This is a genomic window from Jiella marina (genome assembly GCF_024359545.1).
Classification (GTDB): domain Bacteria; phylum Pseudomonadota; class Alphaproteobacteria; order Rhizobiales; family Rhizobiaceae; genus Jiella.
Genome location: NZ_JAKQZG010000002.1, coordinates 402,463 through 423,960, shown reverse-complemented (window position 1 = coordinate 423,960; position 21,498 = coordinate 402,463). Strand labels below are relative to the sequence as shown.

Here is a 21,498-nt window from a genome sequence, read left to right as displayed (position 1 = left end):
ATGCGCCCTTCGCAACGTCTCCTCCTGACTGCCACCGTGATCGCCATCCTGTCCCTGGCGGTGGTGGCGATCCCGGCCCTGCCGGTCGAGACGATCCCGGTCGCCTGGGCGCTTCTGGCCGCCGCGATCCTGTTCGATCTTCTGGCGACCCCGGGCGCGAAACGCTTCACCCTCGACGCACCGGCGACCCGGGAAATCTTCGTCGGCGAAACGGCTGGGCTGCGTTTTCGCCTCGTCCCCCGCCGCGAGAACGGGCCGGCCGCCGGCACCGCACTCGCCCGGCTCGCCTGGCCTCTCGGCCTCAACGGACCGGCCGAATTCGCGCTTGCGCCCGAGAACCGGACGGCCGTCGCCGATATCGAGGTCACTGGCGCGCGCCGGGGAAATTTCGCGCTGGAGGAAGTCGCCATCCTGCGCCGCAGCCGGCTGAAACTTCTGGACATGGTGGCATCCTATCCCTGCCCGACGCGGCTCGTGGTGGTGCCCAACGTCCGCGCCATCACCTCGGGCGACATCGACGTCCAGATCGCAACCGAGGCCTTCGGATCGCGCGCCGCCCTGTCGCGCGGCGAAGGCTCGGAGTTCCACCAGCTTCGAGACTTCGTCGCCGGGATGGACAGCCGCACGATCGACTACAAGCGCTCGGCCCGGCACGGGGCGCTGGTCGCCCGGGAGATGCGGGCGGAGAAGAACCACAACATCGTGCTCGCCCTTGATAACGGCCATCTCATGCGCGAGGAGATCGCCGGCCTCGCCAAGATCGACCATATGATCAATTCGGCGCTCGCCCTCGGCTGGGCCGGCATTCAGGGCGGCGATCTGGTCGGGCTCTTCGCCTTCGACGCGCGGCCGCGGCTTTACCTGCCGCCCGGCGGCGGGCGCCGCGCCTTCGCCCAGCTGCGCGCCCGCGCCGCCGAACTCTCCTATCGGGCGATCGAGACCAACCACACCCTCGCCATGACCCATCTCGGCCAGCGTCTCTCCCGTCGGAGCCTGGTCGTCGTCTTCTCCGACTTCGTCGACACCACCACGGCCGAGCTTCTGGTGGAGAACGTCCAGGTCCTGAACCGGCACCACGTGGTCGTCTTCGTCTCGATCCGCGATCCGCTGATCGTCGCCTATCAGCGCCATGCGGCCGAGGATCTCGGCGCCGTCGCCGCGGCGGTTGCCGCCGCCGGCCTCGAACGCGAGCGCCGGCTGGTGCTCGAACGGCTGGCGCGGATCGGCGTCTTCGTCATCGACACCGACCCCGGCGGCATCACCGCCCGGCTCGTCTCCACCTATCTCACCATCAAGGCCCGGGAACTGATATGAGCGAGCGCGCCGACCTCATCCGTTCCAGCCGCTTTAGGGCCGAGCGCGAGGCCGACTGGAAGCGCCTCGGCGAGATCGTCGAGCGGGCCGAGACACTGGGCCTGTCGCGGCTCGACTTCGACGACGCGCGCGACCTCGTGCTGCTTTACCGCCAGGCGACCAACTCGCTCTCCGTCGCACGGGAGATCTCGCTCGATTCGGCCGTCGCGACCTATCTGGAGAGCCTCTGCGCGCGCGCTTATCTCGTCATCTACGCGCCGCGCGCAAGCCTCGCCGGGCTGTTCTCGCGCTTCTTCACCCGCTCGGGCCCGGCGGCGGTGCGCCGTTCGTATCGGGCGATCCTGGTCGCTTATCTCCTGCTGGCGGCCGGCGCCGTCGCCGCCTATCTGCTGACGCAGAACGATCCCAACTGGTTCTACGCCTTCGTGCCCGGGGATCTGGCCGGTGGTCGCGGGCCCCGCGCCAGCGCCGAGGCGCTGGAGAAGATGATCTATGGCGAGGGCGACAATCAGCTCGGCCAGCTCGGGGCCTTCGCGGCCTATCTCTTCTCCCACAACACCAAGGTCAGCCTGTTCGCCTTCGCGCTCGGCGTCGTCTTCTGCGTGCCGAGCGTGCTTCTCATCCTCTACAATGGCGCAGTCCTCGGAGCCTTCGTCGAGATCCACGCGGCCAAGGGGCTGGGGGTCGACTTCTTCGGCTGGCTGTCGATCCACGGCGTGACCGAGCTTTCGGCGGTGGCGATCGCGACCGCGGGCGGGCTGTCGCTCGGCTATGCGATGCTGTTTCCCGGCCGACGGACCCGCGGGGCGGCTCTGCGCCATGCCGGCCGCGACGCGGTGAAGCTTGCGATCGTCGCCGCCCTGATGCTGATCGCGGCAGGGCTTCTCGAAGGCTTCGGCCGCCAGCTCGTCACCGATTTCTGGGCGCGGATTGCGATCGGCTGGGGGATCGGCCTCCTCTGGCTCGCCTGGTTCGCTCTCGCCGGGCGAAACGCCGCTCCGGCGCAATCCCCCAACCTTGCGGTGGCGCACTGATGGCCGCGCTCAGGCTCCGGCGCAAGGCGCAGGCGACGGCTGGACGCCCGCAACGCGTCAAGGACCGGAGAAAGCGACTGACCCTGACGCCGCCGGAAGGCGTGCCGCTTCACCTCGACATCGCCAGTCTCGGCGCCCGCTTCGGCGCGCAGTTCGTCGATCTGGTCATCACCACGATCGGCCTGGTCCTCGTCCTTCTCGCCTTCGTCTACGCCGGCTTCGCGAGCCCCGACGCGCTCGGGGCGATCTCGGCCTTTCTCCTGCTCCTGATCGGCGCGCCCTACTACATCATCACTGAGCTCTTGATGAACGGCCGCACCTTCGGCAAGCGCATGCTCGGCCTGCGCGTCGTCTCCAAGGATGGCTCTGGCCTTTCCACCCATCAGATCGTCGTGCGCAATCTGACCAAGGAGGTGGAGGTCTTCGTGCCGGTATCGTTTCTCATGACCGGACAGGGCGCCTCGCCATGGTTCGTCGTGGCGATGCTCGCCTGGCTCGTCTTCGTCTTCGCGGTCCCCATCCGCAACAAGGCCAATCAGCGGATCGGCGATCTGATCGCCGACACCGCCGTTGTCCTGACCCCGAAACCCCTGCTCCTCGCCGATGTCGCCGGGCAGGCGGACGCGACCGCGCGCGAGCGCTTCGTGTTTTCCAGCGCCCAGCTCGATCTCTATGGTGCCTACGAACTCCAGGTCCTGGAGCGTCTCTTGCGCGGCGGCGAGGCATCGCGCCCGGGCCCGGAACGCTATGCCGGTCTCGCCAAGATCGGCCAGAGCATCCGGGCCAAGATCGGCTATGAGGAGACGGTTTCCCCGGCCGAGGAGGAGGCCTTCCTCCAGAGCTTCTACGTCGCCCAGCGCAGCTATCTCGAACAGAAGAAGCTGATGGGCGAAGCCCGCGCCGACAAGTTCCACCGGGAGGACGACACGCCCCGAATTGATGCAGCCTCCCACACCACCGCAAGCGCCCCCACACAGGAGAAAGGGACGAGACCATGACAGCGATTGACGCAAGCACCGCCATGCCGAAGCCGAGCTTCGGCGTCGGCAGCCGGATCGGCGAGACCTTTTCGATCTTCTTCAGCCGCTTCGGCGTCTTTGCCGTGATCGGCATCGCCGTCGGCCTGTTGATGCAGTTGCCGAACTTCTTGATCCTCGGCCCGACCGCCTTCGACCCGACCGCTCAGGATCCGAACGCCCAGCTCGTGGCCCAGAACCCGGTCCTGTTCATGGTCGCTGCGGTCCTCGTGCCGCTGCTTCTCTACTCCATCATGACCGGCATGCTGGTAGCCGCTGCCTACGACGCCAAGGCGGGCCGCTCGGCAGGCGTCGGCTCCTATGTGGGCGCAGCGTTCAAGAACCTCCTGCCGCTGATCGGAACCGCCATCGTCGCCTGGCTCCTGATCGGCGTCGGATTCGCGCTGCTCGTCATTCCCGGCATCTGGCTGCTCGGCGTCTTCTCGGTGATCGTTCCGGCGATCATGGTCGAGGGTGCGGGCTTCGGTGCCCTGAAGCGCAGCGCCCAGCTGACCAAGGAATACCGCTGGCCGATCATAGGCTTCATGATCGTCATCTATCTGATCTTCTACGCCGCGAGCTTCGCCATCGGCATCCTGGGCGCGCTGGTCGCTGCCGACATGCCGATGGTCTTCCTGGTCCTGCAGGGTGTTGCCGGCGGCATCACCGCGGCCATCGCGTCGGTCGCGGTGGCGGTCGCCTATGCCCGGCTGCGCGAGATCAAGGACGGAGTCGGCTTCTCCGATCTCGCCGACGTCTTCGCCTGATCGACGCTCGGACCACTCGCCATCATGCCTCGGCCCCGGCGCCCGCGCCGGGGCCTTTTCTGTCGGAAGACCCCGCCTCCTTTTCCCGGGCCAGCCGCGCGGCCAGGAAGCTGACGATCAGAAGCTGGAAGAAGTGAAACAGCATGATCGGCAGGATGATCAGACCGATATCGCCGCGACCGGCGAAGATCACCGGGGCGAGCGGCACGCCGGTGGCCAGCGACTTCTTCGAGCCGCAGAACTGAACGGCGATCCGCTCGGCGCGCGGCATGCGCTGGGCCCGCGCCATCAGAACGGTCAGCCCGTAGACCGCGACGAAAAGCAGGATCGCCCCGATCGCGATCTCCACCACCACCAGCGGGTCGTGCTCGCTCCACACGCCTTCGGCCATGGAGTTGGAGAAGGCGCCATAGACGATCGCCAGGATGATGCCCCGATCGGCGAGCTTGACGAAGCGCGAGTGCCGTTTCGCCCAGCCACCGAGCCAGCGCCGCGCCACCTGCCCGACGACGATCGGCAAGAGCACCAGCAGCACGACCTTCATGATCGTCGGCAGAAGCGGCACCGGCGCCCCGCTCGACTGGAGATACCAGGCCATCAGCGCCGGCGTGACGAAGACGCCCAGAAGGCTCGAAAGCGTCGCGTTGAAGATCGCCACCGGCACGTCGCCCCGCGCCAGCGAGACCATCGCGACCGCCGAGGAGACCGTCGAAGGAAGCGCCGCGACATAGAAGAAGCCGATATCGGCCGCCTGCGGCAGGAGATCCGGCGCCAGTGCCTCGCCCGCCAACACAACGGCCGGAAACAGGCCGAAGGTCGCCAGCACCACGGCGATATGGGCCTTCCACTTGGTCAACCCCTCACGCATGCGCTCCGGCGCGAGCGTCAGGCCGTAGAGGAAGAAGACCCCGCAAATGCCGTAGGTCGTCACATACTCCCAATGCAGCAGCCCGCCTGTGCGCCCGCCCTCGGGCCAAAGGATGGCGAGAATGACGGCCAGTGCCAGACCCACCACGAACTTGTCGATCGTCACAAGCCGCATTGCGGATTCTCCATACGTTGCGGCCATATGTTGCTGGCGGGCCATTCTCATCGCCTTGGCGCTCTCACCCCCCTCTGCCCTGCCGGGCATCTCCCCCGCAAGGGGGATGAGGTGCGCTACACAAACGGCCGATCTTTCAGGTCCCTACCCCTCGACGTCGTCATCCTCGGGCTCGTCCCGAGGATCTACCGGCGGTGATCCCACGGCACTCCATGCGAGGAAGGACACTTGGCGAGGCTTCTGGTGCGTGACCGGCAGTAGATCCTCGGGACGAGCCCGAGGATGACGACGCGTTGAGCGAGTCAATCCTGTGACGCGGTTCGTGCCCGAGAGAATGCGGGGATTTCGCTCACTCGGGGCCAATCGGCAGGTGGCGCACCGAACTCGTTCGTTTCCGGCCGTTCAAAACGCCAGCGCCGCCCCATCGGCGCGAGGATCGGAGGCGCCTTCGATCACGCCCGAGGGGTGCCGGACGACAGCGCCGGCATGACCGGCAAGATCGGAAAAGGGGGCGATCATCTCGACCTGGTGGCCGCCAGCGCGCAGATCGTCGATCAGCGCGCCGGGGAAGCGGTCTTCGAGCTTGAGGGTCGTGGTCGCATCGCCCCAGGTCTTGCCGAGCAGCCAGCGCGGCGCGGTCACCGCCTGTTGGAGGCCCTGGCCGTAGAAGGAATAGCGCGAGAAGATCGCCGCCTGGGTCTGGGGCTGGCCCTCGCCGCCCATGGTGCCATAGGCCATGACGCGGCCGTCCTCGAGATGGGCGAGCGCCGGGTTCAGCGTGTGGAAAGGCCGACGGAAGGGACCGAGCTGGTTCGGCCCGGGCCCGAGCGAGAATCCCGCGCCGCGGTTCTGGAAGACGACGCCCGTCTCGGGGCAGGTGAGTCCCGATCCGAATTCCCAGAAGACGCTCTGGATGAAACTGACGACGGTTCCGTCACGATCGGCCGCGCCCATCCAGATCGTATCGCCGGCCATCGCCTCGTGGGGCCAGGTGAGCGCCTGTCTGCGGTCGATCCGGTCGAGAAGGGGCGCCAAAGCCTTGTTCGCCAGCCAATCCATCGCGGGGGGATCCATGAAGTCCGGGTCGCCCAGTTCGGCATTGCGGCGGATGAAGGCCTGTTTGGTCGCCTCGATCAGCCCGTGCAGATGGTCGAAGCCTTCGCCGGTTTCGACCTTCAGCCGGTCGAACAGTGCCAGGATCATCAGGGACGAGACTCCTTGCGTCGGCGGCGGCATGTTGAAGACCGTGCCGACCGACAAGTCCACAGACAGGGGCTCGACGATCTCGGCCTCGTACATGCGGAAATCGGAAAGCCGGAGCGGCGAGCCGGTCTCCTCGAAGAAGAGCGCATGGGTCTCGGCGAGACTGCCGCGATAGAAGCTGTCGAGGCCTTCCGCGACCAGGGCCTCGAAGGTCCTCGCGAGAGCTCCCTGCTTCAGAACGCTGCCCTCCTCGGGCGGGGCGCCGCCGGGCAGGAAGATCCCGGCGAAGCCCGGGACGTCCTTGAGCCCGTCGCTCTTGGCTTTCGTGCAGTCGGTCTGGTTGCCCGTCACGACAATTCCGTCGCGGGCGTAGCTGATGGCCGGTGCGAGGAGATCCGAAAGCGGCAGGCGCCGCTCGGGCGCCACCATCTCCAGCGCCTTCGCCCAACCGGAGATCGTGCCGGGAACGGTGAGCGCAGCCAGGGCCCCGCGCGAGGGGATCGCCTCCCCATGGCCGCGCTCGGCATAATAATCCGGCGTTGCCAGCCCCGCCGCGCGCCCGCAGGCGGAGATGCCGACGGGCTTTTCGCCGGGCCTTTCGACGAGCCAGAAGCCGTCGCCACCGATCCCGTTCATGTGGGGATAGGTGACGGCGATGGTGGCCGCCGCCGCGACCATCGCCTCGATCGCCGTGCCACCTGCCGCAAGCACATCCCGCCCGGCGAGCGAGGCCGCCAGATGGGGCGCGGTGACGCAGCCGTTCAATCCCTTGGCGCTGTGCAACATGCCTTACCCCCGGCCCGATGGTTGCGTGTGTGACGAGACAATAGAGCAGAAACCGCGCGGGTCGGACACCGCCGAAGCCGGCAAATGGCGAAGACTTTTCCCCCCGAATGCGTCAGGATCGGCGCCGCCCCTCTCATGCCCCAAGGAGAGACAGCCGATGAACGCGCCGCAAGGGATCGAAATCCCGGAAAAGCAGAAGCTGCTTTCGAAATGCCTGATCTTCCAGGCGCTCGCTCCCGAAGCCCAGGAAGACCTCGCTGCGCACGCCTATCTGCGCCAGCACAAGTCCGGCGACCTGATCTTCGCGGCCGGGTCGGAAGGCCAGAGCATGATGGCGATCGTTCAAGGTCAGGTGCGGATCGGCATCACGACGCCAAGCGCCCGCGATGTGGTCCTCGCCGATCTCCATGCCGGCGACGTCTTCGGCGAGGTCGCGCTGCTCGACGGCGGGGAGCGCTCGGCAGATGCCCGCGCGATGACCAATGTGACGCTGCTCGTGCTCGACCGCCGCGACGTGCTGCAGAATCTGATGCGCCACCCGGAAGGGGCGCTGAAACTGCTCGAACTCCTGTGCAAGCGGCTGCGACGCTCCGACGAACGCATGGCCGAGCTCGCCTTCCTCGACATTTCCAAACGTCTGGCCAAAGCGCTTCTTCGGGTGATCGATTCGCCGGCCAGCCGCCGCGGTCCCTCCGGCACGCGGCTCGCGCTCTCCCAGAGCGAACTCGCCGACATGATCGGCGGTTCGCGGGAGAATGTGAACCGGTGCCTCAAGGGGTGGCAGAAGCGCCAGATCATCGATCTCAAGGACGGCTGGCTGATCATTCCCGATCCGGCAATCCTGGAGGCGATCGCCTCCACGGAGTGAGGCGGAGCTCCCGCCCTTCTCTTCATCGCAGCAGCACGACAAGAACCGTCCTGTTCACCCTGTGACACGCGACACAGCGACCGGACGGCCGTCTCGGTAGGGTCCTTCTCATCGGGCGAGGCAAGAGGCCTCACCCGCCAACCCAAGGAGAAGAGACCATGTTCAAGAAGACCCTGATCGGCCTTGCCACCCTCGCCGTCGTCGCAACCGCTACGGCCTCGACCGCGAATGCCGGCTACAAGTCGCACGGCTTTCACAAGTCGCACGGCTTTCACAAGTCGCACGGCTTCCACAAGTTCGTCGGCTACAAGAAGCACTGCAACTGGATCAAGAAGAAGATCTTCATCGGCTACGACTACTACGGCAAGCCGATCTTCAAGTGGAAGCGTTTCCGGGTCTGCCACTGAGCAGTGCCCCGGTTCGACCAGCAGACCACGGCCCTCGACGTTACAAGACGTCGGGGGCTTTTTTGCGCGCGTTGCGACCAGGCGCCGGGCGATTGCGGGCCTGTGACGCGCGACACAGCGGCGTTCGGGCCGTCCCGATAGGGCTTCATCGCATCGGCTGAGGCACGAGGCTTCATCCGGAAACCAAGGAAAGCCCCATGTTCAAGAAGACGCTGATCACCTTCGCCACCCTCACTGTTGCCGCAATGGCCACGGCCTCGGGCGCGGCTGCGAGCCATTATGGCAGCGGCACCATGTTTCTCGGCGACTACAAGTTCGCCGGCCAGAAGAAGCACTGCCGCTGGATGAGAAAGAAGATCGTCATCGGCCGCGACCTTTATGGTCAGCCGATCTACGAGTGGAAGCGCTACAAGGTCTGCGATTGAGCCGCGCCGCGAATGGCGGGCATGGCCAAGACCCCGGTGCCCGAACAATCGGGGTCTTCGCTTTTCATGACCTCGTGGCGGGTTGCCATCCGAGAAAATTTCACCGAGCCTGACGAAATTGCATTGCCGCCGATTGGACCGCCTCTAAGCTTTTGGTCGAGCATGGAATAGGAAACCGTCGAAGGGAATCGGGATTGGCGCAGCTCTTTTCCGCCCGGGCAGACCTTTTCCTCCGACTGGGCCTCCTCGCCCTCGTCGTCCTTCCCCTCACCATGGCGGTCAGCGGCTTCGCCTATTACCGCTCCAGCTACTACACCGGCGTCGGCGCCTATGTGCAGCAGCCGGTGCCCTTCTCCCATCGCCATCACGCCGGTGAACTCGGGATCGACTGCCGCTATTGCCACACCCAGGTGGAAAAGGCCGCCTTCGCCGGCCTGCCGCCCACCGAGACCTGCATGACCTGCCATTCGCAGATCTGGACCAATGCCGAGATGCTGGCGCCGATCCGCGCGAGTCTCGCCACCAACACGCCGATCCGCTGGAACCGGGTGCACGACCTGGCGGACTACGTCTATTTCGACCATTCGGTGCATGTGACCAATGGCGTCGGCTGCTCCTCCTGCCATGGCGACGTCGCCGACATGCCGCTGATGGCCAAGGCCGAACCGCTGACCATGGGCTGGTGCCTGGATTGCCATCGCGACCCGGCGAAGAACCTTCGCCCGGAATCCGAAATCTACAACACGGCCTGGGAAAAACCCGCCGATCAGCGACGAAAGGGACGCGCGCTTCTGGCCCATTACGGCATCCGCAAGGACCACCTCACCGATTGCTCCGTGTGCCATCGATGAGTTCGTCTCCCACCCCCTTCCGGCCGCGCGAGGCCTTCGTTTCGGACAGCTGGCCGGCTCCCTCCGGCGAGGAGCTTCTGCCCGAGGCGCGATCCACGACGTTCGACCGGCGCAGCGTCCTGAAACTGATGGGGCTTTCGGCCGCGATCCCGCTCACCGCCTGTTCGGCGCCGGCGGAGGAGATCGTGCCCTATGTGACGATGCCGGAAGGGCTCGTCGCCGGCAAGCCGCGCTATTTCGCCACGGCCTTCGAACTCGAAGGCATCGCCACCGGCCTCCTCGCCGAAAGCCACGAAGGCCGGCCCACCAAGATCGACGGCAATCCCGACCATCCGGCCTCGCTCGGCGGCACCGACGCCTTCCATCAGGCGATGGTGCTCTCGCTCTACGATCCCGGCCGCGCCTCGCTGGTGAGGAAGGACCGACGCTTTTCGACCTATGACGATTTCCTCGGCGACCTGACCCGCATGCGGGCGCGCTGGCAGGAGAGCGAGGGCGACGGGCTCGAAATCCTGACCGGCGCGGTCTCCTCGCCGACATTCCAACGCCTGATGGCGGCGCTGAAAGAGAGCTTTCCGAAGCTGCGGCACACCGTCTTCGAGCCGGTCGGCCGGGACAATGAGCGGGCGGGCGTTCGTCTGGCCTTCGGCGACGACGGAGCCCTCGCCTGGCACCCTGATCGGGCGAAGGCGATCTTCGCCCTCGACGCCGACTTCCTCGGACCGGGCCCGCAACAGGTCGGGCTCGCCCGCGCCTTCGCACAAGGGCGCAAGGTCCGCACCGGCAGCCGAACCATGACGCGGCTCGCCGTCGCCGAGCCGGTGATGTCCGGCACCGGCGCCACCGCCGATCTGCGGCTGCCGCTTCCCCGCTCGCGCGGTGACCGGCTACTCCGCGCGACGGCCGCCGCGCTGGGCGTGCCCGGCATCGTGGCCCCCGATGGGCTCAAGGGACGGGAAGAGGCCTTTGTCGAAACGCTCGCCGCCGAGCTTCGCGGCGCCGGACAAGCCGCGCTCGTCATGGTGGGCGAGGCGCAGCCGCCGCATGTCCACGCGCTCGCGCACCGGATCAACGCCCATCTCGGCGCGCTGGGCGAGACCGTCCGGATTCTGCCGCCGATCATCGAACAGACCGCCGGAACGTCAGCCGAAGCACTGGCCAGCCTCACCGAACGCATGCGGGATGAGGCCGTCCAGGAACTCGTCATCTTCGGCGCGAACCCGGTCTATACGGCCCCGGCCGACCTCGATTTTGCCGGCGCGCTCGAAGCGGTGCCGACGAGCGTTCATCTCTCGCTCTATCAGGACGAGACGAGCGAAGCGTGCCGCTGGCAGATCCCGCAGCTTCATCCCCTGGAGGAGTGGGGGGACACGCGGGCGAAGTCCGGGCTCGTCTCGATCGTCCAGCCGCTGGTCTCGCCGCTCTATGAAGGCCATTCGCCGCTGTCGCTTCTGGCGGCCCTTGCCGGCGACTATGCGGTCAGCAGCCATCAGGCGGTCTACGAAACCTGGAGCCAGCGCCGCAGCGGCGGCGGCTCCGACGAGGCGGCCCAAGGCGGTTTCGAGGATTTCTGGCGAAACGTCCTCGCAACCGGCCTCGTCCCCGACACCGGGGTCGAGGGAGCCGACGGAGCCCCTTCGAGCGACTTCTCGCAACCCGGCGCTTTCGATCTCCCACCGCTCTCCGACGCCCCGCCGGGCGACGGCGCCTTCGAGATCGTGTTCAACCCCGACACCAGCGTCTGGGACGGTCGGTTCTCCAACAATGCGTGGCTGCAGGAAACGCCGCGGCCGATCACCTCCGAGGTCTGGGGAAATGCGGCGGCGATGCACCCGGCGGATCATCGCGCGCTGGGGCTTCGCGACGGCTCGCTCATCGCCCTCGACACGGCGGACGAGCAGCGCATCACCATCCCGACCATGGCCGTGCCCGGTCAGGCGCGCGGCACGATCGGCGTGACACTCGGCTATGGCCGCACGATCGGCTCGATCGCCCGCGGCATCGGCACCGACGTCTATCCGCTGCGCACGAGGGACAGCCTGTGGTTCACTGAGGCGACCGCGACGCCCATCGGCGCCCATGTCACGCTGGCGACAACGCAAGGGTCGCATCAGATGGAGGGCCGCGAGATCGTGCGCACCGTGCCGCTCGGCGATCTCGACGAAGGTCACGAGACCGGCGCGCATTTCGAAGGCGAACCGCCGACGCTCTTCCCGGAATTCGAGCGCGGTCCCTATGAATGGGCGATGGTGATCGACCAGACGCTCTGCATCGCCTGCAATGCCTGTGTCGTCGCCTGCCAGGCCGAGAACAACGTGCCGGTCGTCGGGCCGGAGGAGATCCGCCGCGGCCGGGACATGCACTGGCTGCGCATCGACAGCTATTTCGAGGGCGAGGAGGATGCGCCAAGGGTCGCAACGCAGCCGGTGCCCTGCATGCATTGCGAAAAGGCGCCCTGCGAGCCGATGTGCCCGGTCGAGGCGGCGATCCATGATTCCGAAGGGCTGAACGTCCAAGTCTACAATCGCTGTGTCGGCACGCGCGACTGCCAGTCGAACTGTCCCTACAAGGTGCGCCGGTTCAATTTCTTCGGCTATGCGGCCGGCCAGGAATATGCCGATCTCGGCGACCCGATGCTGAATGCCCTGCAGAACCCGGATGTGACCGTCCGGGCGCGCGGCGTCATGGAAAAATGCACCTATTGCGTCCAGCGGATTTCCGGCGCCCGCCGCGAGGCGACGCGCGAGGGGCGGATCATCGCCGAGGGCGAGGTCGTCACCGCCTGCCAGCAGGCTTGCCCGACCGAGGCGATCAGCTTCGGCAATCTGTCCGAGAAGGGTTCGGCGGTGAACCGGCTGCGCGAAGAGCCGCATCATTACGCGCTGCTGGCGGAGCTCGGCACGCGGCCGCGCACCACCTATCTGGCCCATGTCCAGCCCGAGCTCGGCGCGGCAAAGGCCCCAGACGAGGAGGGCGACGCGACATGAGCGACGCAACCCTCACCGGCCGCGAACTGATCGCCAATCACGGGCGCACGCGCGACGGGCTGATGCCCGCCGAAATGCCCTATGGCACGATCACCGACGAGGTGGCCGCGGCGATCTTCCGGAAGCCCTCGCGCCTGTGGCTGGTGCTGGTCGGCGTGTCGTTTCTCGGCGTCATCCTCTTCGGCATCTCGATCCTCGTGCTTCTCGTCGAAGGCACCGGCATCTGGGGCGTCAATTCCGAGGTGGTCTGGGGCTTTGCGGTCGCGAACTACGTCTGGTGGATCGGCATCGGCAATGCCGGCACGCTGATCTCCTGCATGCTGCTTCTGACCCGCCAGCGCTGGCGCGCCTCGATCAACCGCTATGCCGAGGCGATGACGCTGTTTGCGGCGGCGATCGCCGGCATCTTCCCGCTGCTTCACGTGGGGCGGCCGTGGCTCGCCTATTGGCTGGCGCCTTATCCGAACACCATGACCTTGTGGCCGCAATGGCGCTCGCCACTCGTCTGGGACATGTTCGCGATCGCCTGCTACATCCTGTTCTCGATCCTGTTCTGGTACACCGGCCTCATCCCCGACCTCGCCACCCTGCGCGACAAGGCCAAACACCGCTTCACCAAGGTCGCCTATGGCATCTTCGCCCTCGGCTGGAACGGCTCGTCCCGCCAGTGGAAGAACTACAATTCCTATTACTACGCGATGGCAGCCCTTGGCGTGCCGCTGGTCGTCTCGATCCACTCCGTCGTCGGCCTCGACTATGCCGCGACGCTGATGCCCGGCTGGCAGGAGACGATCTTTCCTCCCTATTTCGTCGTCGGCGCGATGTTCTCCGGCTTCGCCATGGTGGTGACACTGACGATCCCGATCCGCTGGGCCCTCGGCCTTCAGTCGATCATCACCCTCGATCATCTCGACGCGATGGCGAAGATCCTGCTTCTCGGCGGGATCATCATGAGCTTCTCGTACTCGTTCGAATGGTTCGCCGGCTGGTATTCCGGCGGCGAGGCCGAGCGCAGCCTGATCGCCTTCCAGTTCTTCGGGCCCTATGGCTGGCTATACTGGATGATGCTCGCCTGTAACGGTCTGGCGCCGCAGCTCTTCTGGTGGCGCCGCTTCCGGCGCGGCCTCGTGCCGCTGTTCATCGTCGGCGTGCTGGTCAATGTCGGCATGTGGCTCGAGCGTATTCTCATCAACATGAACACGCTCGCCCACGGCCATCTGCCATCGACCTTCTCCTTCTACGTCCCGACCATCTGGGACTGGCTGATGTTCCTCGGCTCCTTCGGCCTGTTCTGCTTCCTGTTCTTCCTTTTCGCCAAAGTGATCCCGGCCGCCTCGATCCACGAGATTCGCGAACTCGCCCACAAGGAGGGCGCGGCGCGATGACTGTGCGGATGATCATGGCCGAGTTTTCGACCGCAGACGCGCTGGTTTCGGCCGTGCGCGAACTCGTGGGCACCAAAGGCCCGCATCGCTTCGAGACCTATTCGCCCTATGCCCTGTCGGAGATCGATGACGTGCTTTCGGCGCGAGGCGCCGGACCCTCGAAGGTGCGGACGATCATGGTCGTGGCCGCGATATGCGGGGCGCTCGCCGCCTTCTTCCTGCAATATTGGAGTTCGGTCGTCGCCTATCCGTTCAATTCCGGCGGCAGGCCCTATAACGCCTGGCCGGCCTTCATGATGGTGACCTTCGAGATCACCATCATCTCGGCGGCGATCGGCGGCTTCCTCACCATGATCATCGGCTCGAACCTGCCGAGGCTCAACCATCGCGTCTTCGACTGGGAGGGTTTCGAGCGCGCGAGCGACGACCGCTTCTTTCTCGAGATCGAGCTTCGCGGCGACCAGGAAGCCGATGGCGAAGTGCGGGCGGTTCTCGACCGGTACCGGCCGATCACGATACAGGAGAGGGGCGATGCGACAGCCATCTGACTCTCCTCCCGCTCCCGCTCTTGTCGCCCTGTTGTCCGGGGGTCAGTGGCCGTGCGCTCGTGCTGCACGCATCCTCGCACTCCTCCTCTGCGCCGGCCTCGTCTCCGCCTGCAACGACATGGTCGAGCAACCCAAGCTGAAGCCCTATTCCTCGGCCGAAGCATTCGACCAGAATGCCGAGGCGCGCGCCATTCCCTTCGGCACGGTGGCGCGCGACGAGCCCGAGCGGATCGCCGCCCTGCGGACGCCGCCGAAAGTCGACGCCGCGCTGCTCGATCGGGGGCGCGCGCAATACGAGATCTACTGCACGCCCTGCCACGGACTCGCTGGCCGGGGCGACGGGATCATCGTCGAGCGCGGCTTTCCGCCGCCGCCTTCCTACATGGAGCCACGCCTCCGGGCCGCGCCGGCCGAGCATTTCGTCGACGTCATCACCAATGGCTGGGGAGTGATGTACTCCTACGCCGCCCGCGTCGAGCCGCGCGACCGCTGGGCGATCGCGGCCTATATCCGCGCGCTGCAGCTCGCCGGCGCCGGCGAGATGGCGGACGCAGGCGGGGAGGCCGGCCGATGAGCCTTGCCGGTCGTTTCCTCAGACATGTCCGGGCGCAGCCTCCGCAATCCCAGCGGCTCTTCGCGATCCTGGCGCTGGCGGCGGTCATCCTCGTCATTCTGGCGGCCGAAGCGATGGCAGAGGCCTATCTCGCCGCCTTCGTGCTCGCGATCTCGGCCGGCATGGGGGCGAGCGTCCTGTTGCACGCCCACCGGCTGACCGGCGGCTTCTGGGGCGAGGCGGCGCGGCCCACCCTGGAAGGCTTGGCGGCGACAGTTCCCTTCGTGTCAATCGCCGGTCTGGCTCTGATCGTCTTGCAGTTCGCCATCTATCCCTGGATCGGCGAAGGAGCCCTCTCCGAGCGGCCGGCGGTTGCAAGCCTTTATCTCAACCCGCTCGGTTTCGGCATCCGCCTCGTCTTCATCCTGGCGCTCTGGTCGGCAATGGCGGTCTCGGCGGCGGGGCTCGCCTTCGTCAATCGCATCGCCAGCGGCCTCTTTCTCGCGCTTTACGCCTTCACCGTGAATTTCGCCGCGATCGACTGGATCATGTCGCTGGAGCCCCATTGGGCCTCCACCACCTTTGGCGCGCTCTTCGCCATCACCCAGATCGCCATCGCTCTGGCGCTGCTTCTCTGGGTCGATGCGGGCGGCGAGGCCCGTCCCCGCGACGACCTTGCCAAGCTCACGCTCGCCTCGATTCTCGGCGTGGTCTACATGACATTCATGCAGTTTCTCGTCCAATGGTCGGGCAATCTGCCGGAGAAGGTCGAGTATTATCTCCTGCGCGGTTCGGTTCTCTGGCAGGGGGTCCTGATCCTTTCACTCGGCGCGGCGGCGCTCGCCTTCGTCATCCTCAGCCGCACCGCGCTCAGGCAAAGCCGCAGTGCCACCCGCTTCGCCGGGCTCGTCACCCTCGTCGCGGCACTTCTGTTCCTCTGGTGGGAAATGGCGCCGACCTTTGACAATGCGCTGGGCGTGGTCTTCTCACTCATTGCCCTTGCCGCCGCGGCCATGGCAATGATCGCCGCGGCGAAGGGCGGCGGACGGAGCCGCTCGCGCTCAAGCGATGAAAGCCGGCGCAGCACTGCCGCCCGAGCCACGGGAGGCGCTCCGTGAGCGAGGAACTCGCGACCCCGATCCAGGCCGACGCCGACGTTCCCGCCCGCCGGGTCGTCCTTCCGGTTCTGGTCGCCCTCGGCACGGCGATTCTCGTCATGGCGCTTCTCGCCGGGGCGTTTCAGTACATGCTCGGCATCTGGCCGACCGAGATGGCGGAGGAACAAGCTTCCGAGTTTCCTGCGCCTCGGCTCCAAGTGAACCCGGCGGTGGACCTCCTGGAAGCCGAACGCCGTCAGCAGAAGGCGCTGATCGAGGGAGCGATGCCGATCGAGGCGGCGATGGAGCGGCTGCTCGAACGCGGCGATCCGCTCGCGCCGCTTCTCGACCCCGCCGACGTTCCGGATTCGCCCTCCAAACGCGCCATGGCGGCGCAGATCGCGGCAGGAAGGGCGAGCGGCGGCACGCTGGCGCCCGCCGGCTTCACCGCCGGGGCTGGCACCGGCGCGATGGCACCGACGGCCGGCGAAACAGAGGCTGGCGAAAGCGGACCGGCCATGCCGGGGCTCGAAGGCGAAGACACGCGGGTCCCGGCCTCGGAGCTTTCCGGCACGCCGACCTATCGCACACCCGATCCCGGATCGCAGAGCCAGACGGGGGGCGGCGGATGACCGGCCGGTTGCGCATCTCCATCCGCCGCGGCGCTGCGACCCTGATGCTCGCTGTCTGGACGATTGCTGCCACCCTGTCAGGACCGGCTCAGGCCGGACTCACGCGCGCCGAATTGAGTGATGTCGGTTTTGCCGACCGGGCAGGCCGGACGCTCCCTGCCGACATCCCCTTCGACGACGCGGCGGGGAAGACGGCAAACCTCGGTGCCCGGCTCGGGGGCGAAGCCGGCCTCGTCGCCTTCGTCGACTATACCTGCGAGACCGTCTGTGGCGTCGCGGTCAATGCCCTCGCGGCGGCCGAAGCCGCGTTGAAGGAGGGCGGCATCGACCATCGCATCCTCGTCATCGGTTTCGATCCGCGGGACAACGCCGAGGACCGCGCCGCCTGGCTCGCCGGCAATCCGCAGGCCGCATCGCTCGGCGAGGCCGCGTTCCTGTCGACCTCGGCCACCGACACCGCCCGTCTGATCGACGCGGCCGGGCTGAAGACCTCCTATGACGACACGCGCGACCAGTTCGCCCACCCTGCCGGGGCACTGCTCGTCGGGGCGAATGGGCGGATCGTCCGCGCCCTCGATCTCGTCTCGCTCGAGCCCGAAACGCTCCGCTTCGCCCTGATCGAGGCGTCGGGCGGCAAGGCCGGCACGATCATCGAACGGGCGATCCTCTCCTGCTACGGTTGGGATGCGGAGACCGGCCGCTATACGCCGCTCGTCGACCGGATGCTTCTGGCGGGATGCGGCGGTACGGTGGCGCTGGTCGCCGGCTTCGTCGGCCTCATGCTTCTTCGCGAAAGGCGCCGGTCCCGACCGGAGCGACAGGCTGGCATCACGCCCCTCCCGGCCGGGGAGAACGGCCATGGGTGAGATCGAGATCATCCTGCCGCAGGCGAGCGTCGAGGCCGGTTCCACCGACGGCAAGCTTTTGGGCCTCATCATCATTTCGAGCCTGATCACACTCCTGGTCGCGGGCCTCGTCGGCATCTTCGCCATCCGCTACCGCAAGGGCTCGAAGGCGAGCCGCGGACGCCTGCCGGCCTGGTTCGACAGCGACCTCGAACTCGGCTGGACGCTCGCCACCGGTGGTCTCTTCGTCGCGATCTTCGCCTGGGCGGCCTCGCAAGATTTCGCCCTCGCCGTGCCGCCACAGCGGGCCACCGAGGTGCATGCCGTCGGCAAGCAATGGATGTGGAAGATCGAGCATCCCGGCGGCCAGCGCGAGATCAACGAGCTGCACCTGCCTGTCGGCGAAACGATCGACCTCGTGCTCAACAGCCAGGACGTGATCCATTCCTTCTACATTCCGGCCTTCCGGCTGAAGCAGGACGTGGTGCCCGGCCATACGACGCGGATGCGCATCCGCCCTACCCGCACCGGCACCTACCGGCTGTTCTGCGCCGAATATTGCGGCTCGGAGCATTCGGCGATGATCGGCCGGGTCGTGGTCCTTTCCAAGGAAGCCTATGCCGACTGGCTGTCGATACAGCCGGAGGGCGACGATCTGAGTACCGAAGGACGGCAGCTCTTCGTTTCGCGCGGTTGTGCCGGCTGCCATGAGGGCTCGTCCAAGGTGCGGGCGCCGCGGCTCGAAGGGGTGTTCGGCGGGCCCGTACCGCTGGCCGATGGGCGCACGGTGACGGCAGACGACGCCTATATCCGCGATTCCATCCTGCAGCCGAAGAAGGACGTTGTGGCCGGGTTTGCGCCGATCATGCCGAGCTTTGCCGGCGCCCTCGACGAAGGCGAACTCGTCGCCCTCACCGCCTATATCCGCAGCCTGGGCCGTCGCGACGCCACCGCAACCGGGGGGACGCCATGAGCGACATTCCGTTTAGAGACGTCGACCTCGAAGAGGACGAGGCGGGCCCGAGCACCGCCGAGGCGAACTATCTGGAGGAGCGCTTCTCGCTCTGGTCCTGGCTGACGACCACCGACCACAAACGCATCGGCATTCTCTATCTGATCTCGACGACGTTCTTCTTCTTCATCGGTGGCGCGGCGGCGGTGTTGATCCGGCTGGAGCTCTTCACCCCCGCCGGCGACCTTCTGACCGACGACGGCTACAACAAGGTGTTCACGCTCCACGGCGTGGTCATGGTCTGGTTCTTCCTGGTGCCGGTGATCCCCTCGGTGCTCGGCAACTTCCTCATTCCCTTGATGCTGGGGGCGAAGGACCTCGCCTTCCCCCGGCTCAATCTCGCCTCCTGGTATCTCAACATCATCGGCGGCGGCTTCGCCGTCTGGGCGATGCTGGCCGGCGGCGTCGACACCGGCTGGACCTTCTACACCCCCTATTCGACGGCTTTCGCAAATTCCCACGTCTCGCTGACGGCGATCGGCGTGTTTATTTCGGGCTTCTCGACGATCGCCACCGGCGTCAACATGATCGTCACCGTCCATACGATGCGCCCGGCCGGCATGGGCTGGTTCCGCATGCCGCTCTTCGTCTGGGCGATCTATGCGACCAGCCTGATCATGCTTCTGTCGACGCCGGTGCTCGCCATCGTGCTGACGCTCCTGATCACGGAACGCCTGCTCGGGCTCGGCATCTTCAATCCGGAGTATGGCGGCGACCCTATCCTGTTCCAGCACCTGTTCTGGTTCTACTCCCATCCGGCCGTCTACATCATGATCCTGCCCGGCATGGGCGTGGTGACCGAGGTGATCACCTGCTTCGCGCGGCGCCGGGTCTTCGGTTACAAGGCGATGGTCTATGCGCTGCTGGCGATCGCGGTGATCGGCTTCTTCGTCTGGGGCCACCACATGTTCACGAGCGGGCAGTCCATGTACGCCTCGCTGACCTTTTCCTTCCTGTCCTTCATCGTGGCGGTGCCCTCGGCGATCAAGGTGTTCAACTGGACGGCGACGCTCTATCGCGGCCAGATCACCTTCGAGGCCTCGATGCTCTATGCCATGGGCTTCGTCGGCCTGTTCACCATGGGCGGACTGACCGGGCTGTTCCTCGCCTCGGTGCCCGTCGATCTTCACATGCACGACACCTATTTCGTCGTCGCCCATTTCCACTACATCATGGTGGGCGGCATGGTATCGGCCTTCTTCGCCGGCCTGCATTTCTGGTGGCCGAAGATCACCGGTCGGATGTATCCCGAGACGGCGGCGCGGATCGCGGCGATGCTGATGTTCTTCGGCTTCAACCTGACCTTCTTCCCCCAGTTCATCCTCGGCAATATCGGCATGCCGCGACGCTACCACGCCTATCCGGACGAGTTTCAGGTCTGGCACGTCCTGTCGTCGGCGGGCGCGGTGATCCTGGCGGCGGCCTATCTGATGCCGCTCTTCTATCTCGCCTGGTCGCTGATCTGGGGTCGCAAGGCGGGTCGCAATCCCTGGCGCGCCCACGGGCTCGAATGGCAGACCACCTCGCCGCCGCCCAAGCATAATTTCCTGGCCAATCCGGACGTCTCCGGCGACGTCTACGCCTATCATCCGCGACGGAATCCGCGCGATGAGTAAGACCCCTTTTCCCGGACAGGAGGCGGCGGCCCTGCCGCCCCGCGCCCTCGCCTCCCACTTTCACGATCTCTCCCAGCAGAAGGCCGCTCACGATCTCGGCCTGTGGATCTTCCTTGCGACCGAAATCCTGTTCTTCGGTGGGCTGTTCGCGGCCTATCTGGTCTATGCGCTGCTCCATCCCGGACCGTTCTTCGAGGCGGCGGCCGAGACCGAGATCCTCATCGGCACGATCAACACCGCGATCCTGCTCACCTCGGGCCTGACGGCGGCGCTGGCGGTGAAGGCGGCGGGCCAGAACCGGCATGATGCCGTTCTTCTCCTGATCGGGATCACCATCCTTCTCGGCCTCGCCTTCCTGGCAGCCAAGGGTTTCGAGTACTGGCTCGACATCCACCATCACCTCTACCCGACCAGCCCCGACTTTCCGCTCGAAGCGCCGGCGGCGAAGCTGTTCTGGTCACTCTACTGGGTGATGACCGGCCTCCATGCGGTGCACATGACGGTGGGGCTCGGCATCTGGGCGGTCATCTGGGAGATGGCGCGGCGGCGCAACTTCTCGCTGTCCGACAATTCCAGGGTTCGCATCGCCGGGCTGTACTGGGCCTTCGTCGATCTGATGTGGCTGTTCCTGTGGCCGCTTCTCTATCTCGCCGGGAGGGCCGGATGAGCGCCCAGAGCGAAAAAGCGGGTGCCGCCGCGAAGGATACGATGTCGGCGCGGGCAAAGCGGGCCTTCGAAGGGCTCGACCTCTTTCCCGAAGTGACCGTCTTTGCGGCCCTCGTCGGCCTCGCCGCCCTGTCACTGATCCTCGCCCTCCTGCCGCTCTTCGGCTCGCTCAGCCTTCTCGTCTCGCTCCTGATCGCCGCGGTCATGGCCGCGCTGGTGCTGATCTTCTTCATGCACATGCGGCGGGCGATGACCGTCGTGGTGCTGTCGGGGATGGCTGGAATCGTCTGGCTGACGATCCTCTTCGGCCTGACGCTGTCGGACTACCTGACCCGCGCCGGGCCGTTCGGATCGAGCATCGAGCCACCGCCCGCGGTCGGGCGCGTCGGCGAAGGCGAGCGGGGGCTGTAGCGCTCAATCTTCGCCCCCAACGCCATCTTCGGG

Annotated in this window: 21 protein-coding genes; 19 read left to right on the top strand and 2 right to left on the bottom strand. The window is 66.5% G+C overall.

What is annotated here, in order from left to right; genetic code table 11:
* Genes MF134_RS05460 through MF134_RS05445 form a run of 4 tightly spaced genes read left to right on the top strand, consistent with a single transcriptional unit; the run spans position 1 to position 4,131 of the window.
* A complete protein-coding gene (locus MF134_RS05460) occupies positions 1–1,314 on the top strand; it encodes a DUF58 domain-containing protein (RefSeq protein WP_255338390.1) in 1,314 nt (437 codons plus the stop codon).
* A complete protein-coding gene (locus MF134_RS05455) occupies positions 1,311–2,348 on the top strand; it encodes a stage II sporulation protein M (protein ID WP_255338389.1) in 1,038 nt (345 codons plus the stop codon). The genes MF134_RS05460 and MF134_RS05455 overlap by 4 nt, the downstream gene beginning before the upstream one ends.
* Positions 2,348–3,346, top strand: coding sequence for an RDD family protein (locus tag MF134_RS05450; RefSeq protein WP_255338388.1), 999 nt, complete (start codon positions 2,348–2,350; stop codon positions 3,344–3,346). The genes MF134_RS05455 and MF134_RS05450 overlap by 1 nt, the downstream gene beginning before the upstream one ends.
* Positions 3,343–4,131, top strand: a complete 789-nt coding sequence (locus MF134_RS05445) for a hypothetical protein (RefSeq protein WP_255338387.1) — start codon at positions 3,343–3,345, stop codon at positions 4,129–4,131. Before MF134_RS05450 ends, MF134_RS05445 begins: the two co-directional genes overlap by 4 nt.
* 22 nt (positions 4,132–4,153) lie before the next feature.
* On the opposite strand, the gene MF134_RS05440 is transcribed toward MF134_RS05445, so the two are convergent.
* Positions 4,154–5,173 (bottom strand): bile acid:sodium symporter family protein, encoded by a 1,020-nt coding sequence (locus MF134_RS05440; protein WP_255338386.1) that lies wholly within the window; start codon positions 5,171–5,173, stop codon positions 4,154–4,156.
* Between the two features lie 402 nt (positions 5,174–5,575).
* Positions 5,576–7,162, bottom strand: coding sequence for a gamma-glutamyltransferase family protein (locus tag MF134_RS05435; protein WP_255338385.1), 1,587 nt, complete (start codon positions 7,160–7,162; stop codon positions 5,576–5,578).
* A 157-nt stretch (positions 7,163–7,319) separates the two neighbouring features.
* Between MF134_RS05435 and MF134_RS05430 the strand changes: the two genes are divergently transcribed.
* From MF134_RS05430 to MF134_RS05360, 15 genes are all read left to right on the top strand, one after another.
* Entirely contained in the window at positions 7,320–8,030 is a 711-nt protein-coding gene (locus MF134_RS05430; protein WP_255338384.1) for a Crp/Fnr family transcriptional regulator, read from the top strand.
* Between the two features lie 158 nt (positions 8,031–8,188).
* On the top strand, positions 8,189–8,437 hold the full coding sequence (locus tag MF134_RS05425) for a hypothetical protein (protein WP_255338383.1): 249 nt from the start codon (positions 8,189–8,191) through the stop codon (positions 8,435–8,437).
* Between the two features lie 197 nt (positions 8,438–8,634).
* Positions 8,635–8,862 carry a hypothetical protein gene (locus MF134_RS05420; protein ID WP_255338382.1) on the top strand — a complete coding sequence of 76 codons (228 nt, stop codon included), beginning with the start codon at positions 8,635–8,637 and terminating at the stop codon, positions 8,860–8,862.
* Positions 8,863–9,056: 194 nt separating this feature from the next.
* Complete coding sequence (locus tag MF134_RS05415; protein WP_255338381.1) at positions 9,057–9,713, top strand: cytochrome c3 family protein; 657 nt, start codon at positions 9,057–9,059, stop codon at positions 9,711–9,713.
* Complete coding sequence (locus tag MF134_RS05410; protein WP_255338380.1) at positions 9,710–12,700, top strand: 4Fe-4S dicluster domain-containing protein; 2,991 nt, start codon at positions 9,710–9,712, stop codon at positions 12,698–12,700. The genes MF134_RS05415 and MF134_RS05410 overlap by 4 nt, the downstream gene beginning before the upstream one ends.
* Positions 12,697–14,085, top strand: coding sequence for an NrfD/PsrC family molybdoenzyme membrane anchor subunit (nrfD, locus tag MF134_RS05405; RefSeq protein ID WP_457589947.1), 1,389 nt, complete (start codon positions 12,697–12,699; stop codon positions 14,083–14,085). Before MF134_RS05410 ends, nrfD begins: the two co-directional genes overlap by 4 nt.
* Positions 14,082–14,633 carry a DUF3341 domain-containing protein gene (locus tag MF134_RS05400; RefSeq protein WP_255338379.1) on the top strand — a complete coding sequence of 184 codons (552 nt, stop codon included), beginning with the start codon at positions 14,082–14,084 and terminating at the stop codon, positions 14,631–14,633. The genes nrfD and MF134_RS05400 overlap by 4 nt, the downstream gene beginning before the upstream one ends.
* Positions 14,634–14,751: 118 nt before the next feature.
* Positions 14,752–15,207, top strand: coding sequence for a c-type cytochrome (locus MF134_RS05395; protein ID WP_255338532.1), 456 nt, complete (start codon positions 14,752–14,754; stop codon positions 15,205–15,207).
* On the top strand, positions 15,204–16,304 hold the full coding sequence (locus tag MF134_RS05390; protein ID WP_255338378.1) for a hypothetical protein: 1,101 nt from the start codon (positions 15,204–15,206) through the stop codon (positions 16,302–16,304). The genes MF134_RS05395 and MF134_RS05390 overlap by 4 nt, the downstream gene beginning before the upstream one ends.
* The gene (locus MF134_RS05385; protein ID WP_255338377.1) at positions 16,301–16,915 is read left to right on the top strand and encodes a hypothetical protein; all 615 of its coding nucleotides are present in this window, start codon (positions 16,301–16,303) and stop codon (positions 16,913–16,915) included. The genes MF134_RS05390 and MF134_RS05385 overlap by 4 nt, the downstream gene beginning before the upstream one ends.
* The gene (locus MF134_RS05380; protein WP_255338376.1) at positions 16,912–17,781 is read left to right on the top strand and encodes an SCO family protein; all 870 of its coding nucleotides are present in this window, start codon (positions 16,912–16,914) and stop codon (positions 17,779–17,781) included. The genes MF134_RS05385 and MF134_RS05380 overlap by 4 nt, the downstream gene beginning before the upstream one ends.
* Positions 17,774–18,733 (top strand): cytochrome c oxidase subunit II, encoded by a 960-nt coding sequence (coxB, locus tag MF134_RS05375; RefSeq protein ID WP_255338375.1) that lies wholly within the window; start codon positions 17,774–17,776, stop codon positions 18,731–18,733. The genes MF134_RS05380 and coxB overlap by 8 nt, the downstream gene beginning before the upstream one ends.
* Positions 18,730–20,388 (top strand): cytochrome c oxidase subunit I, encoded by a 1,659-nt coding sequence (gene ctaD / locus MF134_RS05370; protein ID WP_255338374.1) that lies wholly within the window; start codon positions 18,730–18,732, stop codon positions 20,386–20,388. The genes coxB and ctaD overlap by 4 nt, the downstream gene beginning before the upstream one ends.
* Positions 20,381–21,055, top strand: a complete 675-nt coding sequence (locus MF134_RS05365; RefSeq protein ID WP_255338373.1) for a cytochrome c oxidase subunit 3 — start codon at positions 20,381–20,383, stop codon at positions 21,053–21,055. Before ctaD ends, MF134_RS05365 begins: the two co-directional genes overlap by 8 nt.
* Positions 21,052–21,465 (top strand): cytochrome C oxidase subunit IV family protein, encoded by a 414-nt coding sequence (locus MF134_RS05360; RefSeq protein ID WP_255338372.1) that lies wholly within the window; start codon positions 21,052–21,054, stop codon positions 21,463–21,465. Before MF134_RS05365 ends, MF134_RS05360 begins: the two co-directional genes overlap by 4 nt.
* Positions 21,466–21,498: the final 33 nt, after the last annotated feature.